This is a genomic window from Mesorhizobium sp. M7A.F.Ca.ET.027.03.2.1, from assembly GCF_003999175.1.
In the GTDB taxonomy this organism is placed as follows: domain Bacteria; phylum Pseudomonadota; class Alphaproteobacteria; order Rhizobiales; family Rhizobiaceae; genus Mesorhizobium.
The window spans coordinates 1-8,789 of the sequence record NZ_RZOM01000135.1; the positions used below are offsets into that span (position 1 = coordinate 1).

At 63.3% G+C, this 8,789-nt stretch carries 6 protein-coding genes and 3 pseudogenes; 8 read left to right on the plus strand and 1 reads right to left on the minus strand.

Annotation, left to right across the window (positions count from 1 at the left end; genetic code table 11):
* From EN750_RS08715 to EN750_RS41645, 8 genes and pseudogenes are all read left to right on the plus strand, one after another.
* A pseudogene (locus tag EN750_RS08715) lies at window positions 1-2,834 on the plus strand (SPOR domain-containing protein); the annotation flags it as partial.
* Window positions 2,835-2,965: 131 nt separating this feature from the next.
* The gene (nagZ, locus tag EN750_RS08720) at window positions 2,966-3,985 is read left to right on the plus strand and encodes a beta-N-acetylhexosaminidase (protein ID WP_127396170.1); all 1,020 of its coding nucleotides are present in this window, start codon (window positions 2,966-2,968) and stop codon (window positions 3,983-3,985) included.
* A gap of 60 nt (window positions 3,986-4,045) precedes the next feature.
* Window positions 4,046-4,846: a ScpA family protein gene (locus EN750_RS08725; protein WP_050596706.1), complete on the plus strand. Its 801-nt coding sequence runs from the start codon at window positions 4,046-4,048 to the stop codon at window positions 4,844-4,846.
* Window positions 4,843-5,607: an SMC-Scp complex subunit ScpB gene (gene scpB / locus EN750_RS08730; protein ID WP_127329507.1), complete on the plus strand. Its 765-nt coding sequence runs from the start codon at window positions 4,843-4,845 to the stop codon at window positions 5,605-5,607. The genes EN750_RS08725 and scpB overlap by 4 nt, the downstream gene beginning before the upstream one ends.
* A 169-nt stretch (window positions 5,608-5,776) precedes the next feature.
* Window positions 5,777-5,998 (plus strand): twin-arginine translocase TatA/TatE family subunit, encoded by a 222-nt coding sequence (locus EN750_RS08735; protein WP_023812188.1) that lies wholly within the window; start codon window positions 5,777-5,779, stop codon window positions 5,996-5,998.
* A gap of 29 nt (window positions 5,999-6,027) precedes the next feature.
* Window positions 6,028-6,828, plus strand: a complete 801-nt coding sequence (gene tatB, locus EN750_RS08740; protein WP_127396171.1) for a Sec-independent protein translocase protein TatB — start codon at window positions 6,028-6,030, stop codon at window positions 6,826-6,828.
* Window positions 6,825-7,700: a twin-arginine translocase subunit TatC gene (gene tatC, locus EN750_RS08745; RefSeq protein ID WP_127320714.1), complete on the plus strand. Its 876-nt coding sequence runs from the start codon at window positions 6,825-6,827 to the stop codon at window positions 7,698-7,700. The genes tatB and tatC overlap by 4 nt, the downstream gene beginning before the upstream one ends.
* A 133-nt stretch (window positions 7,701-7,833) precedes the next feature.
* Window positions 7,834-8,715: pseudogene (locus EN750_RS41645) on the plus strand (aminoacyl--tRNA ligase-related protein); the annotation flags it as partial.
* Here the strand turns inward: EN750_RS41645 and EN750_RS39915 are convergent.
* Window positions 8,695-8,775 (minus strand): annotated as a pseudogene (locus tag EN750_RS39915) (hypothetical protein); the annotation flags it as partial. The pseudogenes EN750_RS41645 and EN750_RS39915 overlap by 21 nt on opposite strands.
* Window positions 8,776-8,789 lie beyond the last annotated feature (14 nt).

The window sequence follows — 8,789 nt, forward strand, 5'->3', positions numbered from 1 at the left end:
GTACTGGGCCTCTTCGGCTTCCTCATCGATCCGGAGATCCTGGTCGAGCGAAATGGCCAGCTCGTCCAGGATCTCCGGATCGATGAGGAAGCCGAAGAGGCCCAGTACGCTGAAGAGGCCCAGTACGCCGTTGCCGACACGCCCGCTTCTATCGAGCCAGTTGCCTCCGATGACGAATTCGACGATGCGGTGGCAGTCTCGCTTGAAGACGAGCTGGTGCTCGACGACCATTCGGCGGCCATGCAATCTCCGATGAGAGCTTTGCCGGCCATTTCGACGACGCGATGGCTGATGTCGACATGGATTTCGACGTTCGCGCGGATGAGCCGAATGCCTTCGACGAGCCGCACGCGCATGATGCGCTTGTCGATATCACTGACGCGAACGGCGATATTCCCATCCCTGAAGGCATGTCGGACGATGCTTTCGACCTAAGTTTGGACGACGCGTTTGCCGAAACGGCCGAAGAGCCGGCCGCCGAGGTTGCTGCCGCTACGGTCCAGCCGGCGGCGCCAGAGGCTCATGTTGCGCCGGCGGCGTATGCCCCGGCCGCGGACGAACGGAGCCTGGAAGACGAGTTGAATGCGCTGCTGGGTGCCATGACGGCGCGCACGGCGCCGGTGGCCAGTGAGCCCGTCACGGTTCAGCCGGCTGTCGCCGCCCTGCCGCCTGTTGCCGAGCCCGCCGAGGAACCGGCCGATCTTGTCGGCGACCTCGACTGGGATCTTGACGAACCCGCGCCTGAGCAGGACCGGCATGTTGGCACGGCCCAAGCGGCCGATGCGGATATTGACGACCTTATGCTTGATGAACTCCAGGATACGACTTGGCACACGGCTGGCGATGTCGATTTCGACGATGATGCGTTCGACGCGGCTTTGCCCAAGGATCTTGATCCGCGTGACGAAGCCGCTGACCGGGACAATTCGGCGGATTCTCTCGATTGGCTTGCGGAGCGTTCCCAACCGGAGCCGACGCGTTCGTGGAGCCGCGTGACGCCCGTTCCGCAGCAGCCGTCATTCAGTGCTCAGCCTGCGTTTGCTCAGCCGGCCGCTTCGGTGGCATCCGTGGCCGCCGCGCCGGCAGTCGCCGCCATGACGTCCTACCGTTCGTCCGAGCCGGTCGAGGCCGTGGCTCCCGCTGCCCCGGTGTCGGCGCCCCAATCGCGCCAGCCTGCGCATTACGAAGACATGCCGGACGTCGAAACGGTCGATGTACCCGAGCGTGTCGTCGCGCTGGCCGACGATCTCGATATTCCCGAACTGCACTTCGACGAAGACCAGCCAGCGTCGCCTGGCTACGACGATCTCGATGCGGAGTTCTCCAGCCTTCTCTCCGAGATGAACGCGGTGGAGGTCGCTCCTGTTCCCACGAGCAATGTGGCCAGCGCGTCTTACGATGATGACTCCTATGCCGCGGGCTTCAAGCCGGGCTATGACAGCCTCAAGCCGGCATATGACGGGGTCAAGCCGGGCTATGACGGGGTCAAGCCGGGCTATGAGCCGGAAGCGCGGACCTATGCGGCGCGGCCGATGGACATGTCCGCCCGCGCGGCGGCGCCCACGGGTTATGCCGACGCCTCCGGCTTCGACCTCGACAGTCTGCCAGGGAGCCAGCCGGCTTCCCAAGCCGATGATTTCACCGTCGATGAACTCGACTACGATCCCGAACTCGACGAGGCTATGGCTGTTCCGGGGCTCGGCGAGCGTGAGGCCGCGAGGCCGTCGCGCGGACGCGGACTGTTCATCGCCGCGATTGTCGGCGCGGTCGCGGTCGCAGGCGGTCTCGGGGCCTTTGCGCTGTCCTTTGGCGGCAAGGGCGGTAGCGAAGCGCCTGTCATCGTCAAGGCCGACAACGCGCCGATCAAGGTCAAGCCGGAGAATCCGGGCGGCGCCGTGGTGCCCAATCAGGACAACAAGGTCTACGACGCGGTCAGGGGCGCCAAGCCAGCCGAGCCGGTCCAGGAAAAGCTGGTCACCAACGTCGAAGAGCCAGTGGACGTCCAGGCGAAAGATCCGGCCCGCGCCATCGACCTTTCGCCGGACCAGAATGCAGCCGCCGCTGGAACCGATGTCGGCAATGCCGCGCCGATGGCCGGCGCCGCTTCGGCCGACAACGCTTCTGCCGACAATACGGCGCCCGCGCCCAAGTCCGAGGACCGCATTGCGCAGGTGCTGCAGGATGCCGACAAGGGCACCAATGCCGATGTCGTCGCCGTTGCGCCGCGCAAGGTGAGGACCATGGTGGTCAAGTCGGACGGTTCGCTGGTTCCGCGTGAAGATCCGGCAGCGCCCGCCGCGCCGCTAGTGGCCGCCACCGAGCCGGTCGATCCGGCGCCGCAGCATGTTGCTCCGGCGGCGCAAGCCGACGCGGACCAGACCGGCACCGTGGCGCCTGCCGCCGCCCAGGCGGACGACGAGCCGGCCCTCAAGCCGGTCGCCAAGCAGAAAGCCGAGGCCCAATCGGCGAACACGCCGGCAAAGGTTCCGCTCGCGCCGCAGCGTCCGTCCGACCAGCCGGTCGATGTTGTCGGCGAGGTCAAGCCCGATCAGGTTGCGTCCATAGATCCGGCATCGACCGCGGCCGGCGGTGGCTCGTGGTCGATGCAGATCGCCTCGCAGCCGACCGTCGAAAGCGCCCAGTCCAGCTATCAGGATCTGCAGCGCCGCTATGGCAGTGTGCTTGCCGGGCGTACCGCCAACATCGTCAAGGCCGAGATCGCCGGCAAAGGCACGTTCTACCGCGTGCGCGTTCCGGCCCAGTCACGCAATGACGCGATCAATTTGTGCACCAGCTACAAGGCCGCCGGCGGCAACTGCTTCGTCTCGCGCTAAAGCGGAGCCGACCATCAAAAGCCGGCGCGGTCCATCGCGCCGGCTTTTTTCATGGGGAAAGCAGATCCGGCGTTGTCCCGGATGAATCCCTGGCGATTCCCTTTGATCGCACAAAGCCCTAAACTGCCGACATGACCGAATCAAAATCCATGATCCTCGGCTGTGCCGGGAAATCGCTTACCCGCGAAGAAATCAATTTCTATCGCAATGAATGCCCGTGGGCCTTCATCCTGTTTGCGCGCAACATTGGCGAGACCGAACAGATCCGCGATCTGGTCGCCGAGATGCGGGACTGCATAGGGCGTCCGGACGCGCTGGTGTTCATCGATCAGGAAGGCGGCCGTGTGCAGCGCTTGCGACCGCCGCTGGCACCGAACTATCCCGCCGGTGGCGCGCTCGGCGCGCTGTGGCGCGACGATCATGATGCCGGCGCCCGCGCGGCCTGGCTGATGGCGCGGCTGCATGCCTTCGACCTGCTGCGCTACGGCATCACAGCCGATTGCCTGCCGGTGCTCGACGTGCCGATCGAAGGCGCCAGCGATGTCATCGGCGCGCGGGCCTATGGCAAGGATCCGCGACCGGTGATCGAGCTCGGCCGCGCAGCCGCGGAAGGGCTGATGTCGGGCGGCGTGCTGCCGGTCATGAAGCATATTCCGGGCCATGGACGTGCCTTTGCCGACACGCATTTCGAACTGCCGGTGGTCAATGCCTCGCTCAGCGATCTGCAGCGGCATGATTTCGCCCCGTTCAAGGAGCTTAGCCATCTGCCGATGGCGATGACAGCCCATGTCGTCTACAGCGCGATCGACCCCAACAATCCGGCGACCACCTCCGGCAAGGTCATCGACGAGATCATCCGGCGCGAAATCGGCTTCGACGGACTGCTGATGAGCGACGACACCTCGATGAAGGCACTTTCTGGGGATTTCCCGACAAAGGCGGCATCGATCCTTGCGGCGGGCTGCGATCTGGTCCTTCACTGCAACGGCGTTTTCGAGGAGATGGCGGGCATCGCATCGCGTACCACGGGGCTTGAGGGCACGTCGTTGGAGCGCGCCAAGCGGGCGCTGACCTATATAAAGAACCGTGACACGGTCAAAGAAACCGAAATACGTGCCGAATTCGCCACCTACTTCGATGCGGTGGCATAGCAAAGGGAAAGTGACGGAGTGGCGGAGACATTGGAAAGCAAGGCCTCGAAGGCCGCACCGATGGACCGTCTGTGGGCCGAGAATGACGATTCACGCGTTACCGGCGACCCGTCGCTGGTTGTCGACGTGGCCGGCTTCGAAGGTCCGCTCGACCTGCTGCTGCATCTTGCCCGCACCCAGAAGGTCGATCTGGCGCGCATTTCGATCCTGGCGCTGGTCGAGCAGTATCTGACCTTTGTCGAGACGGCGAGGGCGCTCAGGCTGGAGCTTGCCGCCGACTATCTGGTGATGGCGGCGTGGCTGGCCTTCCTCAAGTCCAAGCTCCTGATTCCCAAGCAACCCGGCGACGAGGGCGAAAGCGGTGAGGAACTGGCGGCGGTGCTGCAGTTCCGCCTGAAGCGGCTGGAAGCCATGCGCGACGCCTCAGCGCGTCTGGTCAACCGCAACCGGCTCGGCCGCGATGTGTTCGCGCGCGGCATGCCGGAAATGGTCATCGTCGAAAAGCGTAACGCCTATTCGGCCTCGCTCTACGATCTCTTGACCGCCTATGCCCAGCAACGCCAGAAGCAGGCGATCAACAATGTGACGATCGCCAGGCGCGGTGTCTGGTCGCTCAAGGATGCGCGCGACATCCTGACCCGCCTGGTCGGGGCTGCAAGCGATTGGACGGCGCTGGAAAGTTTTCTGATCGCATACATGACCAGCCCCGAGGAGCGGCGCACAGCAATCGCCAGTTCTTTTGCGGCAACATTGGAACTGGTGCGCGACGGCACGATGGACGTGCGGCAGGATCAGACGTTCGCGCCGATCTACCTGCGCGGGCGCACGCAGGCAATCAAGGCAGTCGAGGTGGCATCATGAGCGAACGCGCCAACGCTTCGGTTATCCCGTTCAAGGTCGGCGATGCACCCGAAGAGGAGTCGCTTTCCCGGGATCCGGCCGAGCAGCTACAGAACCCGGCCGAGCGGCTGTATCTGGCCGAGGCCGTGCGCATGGCCGAGGCGATCGTGTTCGCCAGCGCCGAACCCGTCAGCGAAAAGCAGCTCGCGGCACGCCTCCCTGACGGCATCAACATTGCCCTAGCCATGGCCGAGCTGCAGCAGATCTATGCGCGGCGCGGCGTCAATCTGGTGCGTGTCGGCGACGCCTGGGCGTTCCGCACCGCCGGCGACCTGGCTTTCCTGATGAGCCGCGATACCGTCCAGCAAAGGAAGCTCTCCCGCGCGGCTCTCGAAGTGCTGGCGATCATTGCCTATCACCAGCCGGTGACGCGTGCCGAGATCGAGGACATCCGCGGCGTCGAAACCTCGAAAGGTACGCTCGACACGCTGCTGGAAACGGAATGGGTGCGCATGCGCGGCCGGCGAAAGACGCCCGGACGCCCTGTGACCTACGGCACGACGGAGACCTTCCTCGACCATTTCGCGCTGGAAGAGATCCGCGATCTTCCTGGCATGGAGGAACTGAAGGGGGCTGGACTGCTTTCGGGCCGCATGCCGTCGAATTTCTCCATTCCGCAGCCGCCGGCCGATCCCGACGCATTGACCGACGACGAGGATGCGCTGACCGACATCGATCTCGAGGAACTCGGCCTGCTGACGCCGCGCGTCACGGAAGATTGACTGGCATTGGCGGCCAACTTGATGAGGATGCGCGGATTCGTAGCGGGCGTTCCCGTCGAAAATGCGTGACATCCGTCACCCTTTCATAAACTCTGTCGCAGTTGTGTTTGAATCCCAACGCGAAAACGCATAGATCATCGCCAGGGAAAACATTCGAGAGAGATTTGCTATGGGTTCATTTTCGATTTGGCATTGGCTGATCGTGCTGGTGATCGTGCTTTTGGTGTTCGGCCGCGGCAAGATTCCCGAGCTGATGGGCGATATGGCCAAGGGCATCAAGAGCTTCAAGAAGGGCATGGCCGACGACGAGGTTGCCGAAGACAAGCGCACCGTCGAACATCGTGCCGACGAGACCGTTGCGGCCGCGAAGGAAAAAGCCAGCAAGAGCTGAGCCCAAGGTTCTAGTCGGAACAGAGTGCCATGTTTGAAGTCGGCTGGACCGAAATGCTGGTCATCGCGATCGTCATGATCGTGGTCGTCGGACCCAAGGATTTGCCCAATATGCTGCGCACCTTCGGCCGCACGACGGCGAAGCTGCGCGCCATGGCGTCCGATTTCCAGAAACAGTTCAACGAGGCGCTGAAGGAAGCCGAGCTCGACGACGTCAAGAAGTCCGTCGACGAGCTCAGGGGCATGAGCCCGATGGCTGAGATCAGGAAGCAGCTCAATCCGTTCGAACAGGCCGCGGCCGACGTTCGCTCCGGCGTCGATGCGGCGATGAAGCCGAAGCCGGCAGCCGATCCGGCAAGCTCTGTCGCTTCGACCCCGCAAGCGGCCGAGCCGTTGAAGAACGGTGCAACGACCATGCCTGGCGTCAACGGGCCGGAAGCAGCGCCAGCAGCGCCGGTTTTTCCGGCAATGACCGACGAATCGGTGGTGACCTCGTCAGCGCCGGCGGAACCCGTTGCGGCGCCGAAGGCGTCCGCGGCGAAGAAACTAATCAAGCCTGCACCGGCAAAAGCGACGCCGGCTGCAAAAGCTTCGGCAAATGGTGCAAAGGTTGCCGCGAAGGCAGCGTCTGCGTCCAAGACGCAGGCGAAGGCCATGACGGCGGCACAGCCTGAAGCGCCCAGGGCCAAGACGCCCGCTGAGGCCAAGGCTGTCGCGGCCAAAGCCGTGGCGACCAAGACTGTAGCGACCAAGATGGGGGCGAAAGCCGAACCGAAGCTTGCAGCGGTGAAGAAGCCGGTGGCCAAGAAGACGGCGGGAGCCGCCAAGTGAGCGTTTCGGACACCGAAAAGGACGAGATCGAGAAATCGTCCGCGCCGCTGATGGAGCATCTGATCGAGTTGCGCCGGCGGCTGATCTGGTCGCTGGGCGGCTTCTTCGTTGCCTTCCTGGTCTGTTTCTTCTTCGCCAAGAAACTGTTCAACCTCCTGGTCGTGCCGTTCAAATGGGCGACGCAGTGGGCAGGGCTCGATCCGCACAAGGTCGAGCTGATCTACACGGCGCCACAGGAATTCTTCTTCACCCAGGTCAAGCTCGCCATGTTCGGCGGCATGGTGATCGCCTTTCCGCTGATCGCCACGCAGATCTACAAGTTCATCGCGCCCGGCCTGTACAAGAACGAGCGCAACGCCTTCCTGCCGTTCCTGATCGCATCGCCGATCCTGTTCCTGATGGGCGCATCGCTGGTCTATTTCTTCTTCACGCCGATGGTGATGTGGTTCTTCCTCGCCATGCAGCAGGCCGGCACCGACGATCAGGTGCAGATTTCGCTGCTGCCGAAGGTGTCGGAATATCTCAGCCTGATCATGACGCTGATCTTCTCCTTCGGCCTGGTGTTCCAGCTGCCGGTGGTGACCAGCCTGATGACACGGGTCGGCATGCTCTCGTCCAAGGGACTGGCCGAGAAGCGCAAATGGGCGATCGTCATTGCCTTCGTCGTCGCGGCGATACTGACGCCGCCCGATCCGATGAGTCAGATCGGCCTGGCCATCCCGACCATCCTTCTCTACGAGGTGTCCATCTGGGCTGCCCGGCTGATCGAGCGCGATCGGGAAAAGCAGCGCGTGGCACGCGAGAAGCAGGACGCGGCGGAAGAGGTGGCGGACAAAGCACCGGACGAGCCCCCGGCACCTGCCTCCTCATAGGCGACAGAGCGGCTGCAGCGGCGGAAAAACACAGTCGTCGCCCCGTCCTCTTGCATCGATCTCGGATGCGGTTTACGCCCTCTGGCTGAAACGCATCGCGCTCAAAGCGATGCGTTTCAGTTTTGTTTTGAGCATGTCGTTGTCCCAAATCGCTGTGCACTTTTGGGCGACATGCTACCCAGGAGCGTTTCAAACCATGCTTGACATCAAATGGATTCGCGACAACCCGAAGGCCCTTGTCGAGGCGCTGGTGAAGCGCTCGTGGTCGGCCGGTGAGGCGCAGTCCATGGTCGACGGGCTGATCGCCTCGGACGAGGCCCGGCGCGAGCACGTCACCGAGCTGCAGACCAAGCAGGAGCGCCGTAATGCCGCGTCGAAGGAGATCGGCAACGCCATGCGTTCGGGCGATGCCGCCTTGGCCGAGAAGCTGAAAGCCGAAGTCGGCGAGATCAAGGTCTTCATCCAGAACGGCGAGGCGCGCGAACGCGAGCTCGACAAGGCGCTGACCGATGCGCTGGCGGTGCTGCCCAATGTGCCGTTCGACGACGTGCCTGTCGGCAAGGACGAGCACGACAATGTCGTCAAGCACCTCGTCGGCAAGGTGCCGACGCGGCCGAACTGGGTGAAGGAGCATTTTGAGATCGGCGAAGCGCTCGGCATGATGGATTTCGAGCGCGCGGCAAAGCTGTCGGGCTCGCGCTTTACGGTGCTGAAAAGCGGACTGGCCCGGATGGAACGTGCGCTCGGCCAGTTCATGCTGGACCTGCATACGACCGAACATGGCTACGAAGAAGTCATCCCGCCGTTGATGGTCAAGGACGATGTTCTGTTCGGCACCAACCAATTGCCGAAGTTCGAGGAAGATCTGTTCTTCGCGCCGCACGGGGAGGGCAGGCTTGGCCTGATTCCCACCGCCGAGGTCCCACTCACCAACCTTGTGCGTGAAGAAATCACCGCGCATGAAAAACTGCCGCTGCGCTATACCGCGCTGACGCCGTGCTTCCGCTCGGAAGCACGGCGTCAGCGCGGTATAGCGCAGCGGCAGTTTTTCATGCGCGGTGATTTCTTCACGCACAAGGTTGGTGAGTG

What these genes read in the sequence shown, in the direction of transcription:
- tatB (WP_127396171.1), top strand. Translation starts at nt 6,028, where the DNA reads ATGTTTGAAGTCGGCTGGACCGAAATGCTGGTCATCGCGATCGTCATG.
- EN750_RS08735 (WP_023812188.1), top strand. Translation starts at nt 5,777, where the DNA reads ATGGGTTCATTTTCGATTTGGCATTGGCTGATCGTGCTGGTGATCGTG.
- nagZ (WP_127396170.1), top strand. Translation starts at nt 2,966, where the DNA reads ATGACCGAATCAAAATCCATGATCCTCGGCTGTGCCGGGAAATCGCTT.
- scpB (WP_127329507.1), top strand. Translation starts at nt 4,843, where the DNA reads ATGAGCGAACGCGCCAACGCTTCGGTTATCCCGTTCAAGGTCGGCGAT.
- EN750_RS08725 (WP_050596706.1), top strand. Translation starts at nt 4,046, where the DNA reads ATGGACCGTCTGTGGGCCGAGAATGACGATTCACGCGTTACCGGCGAC.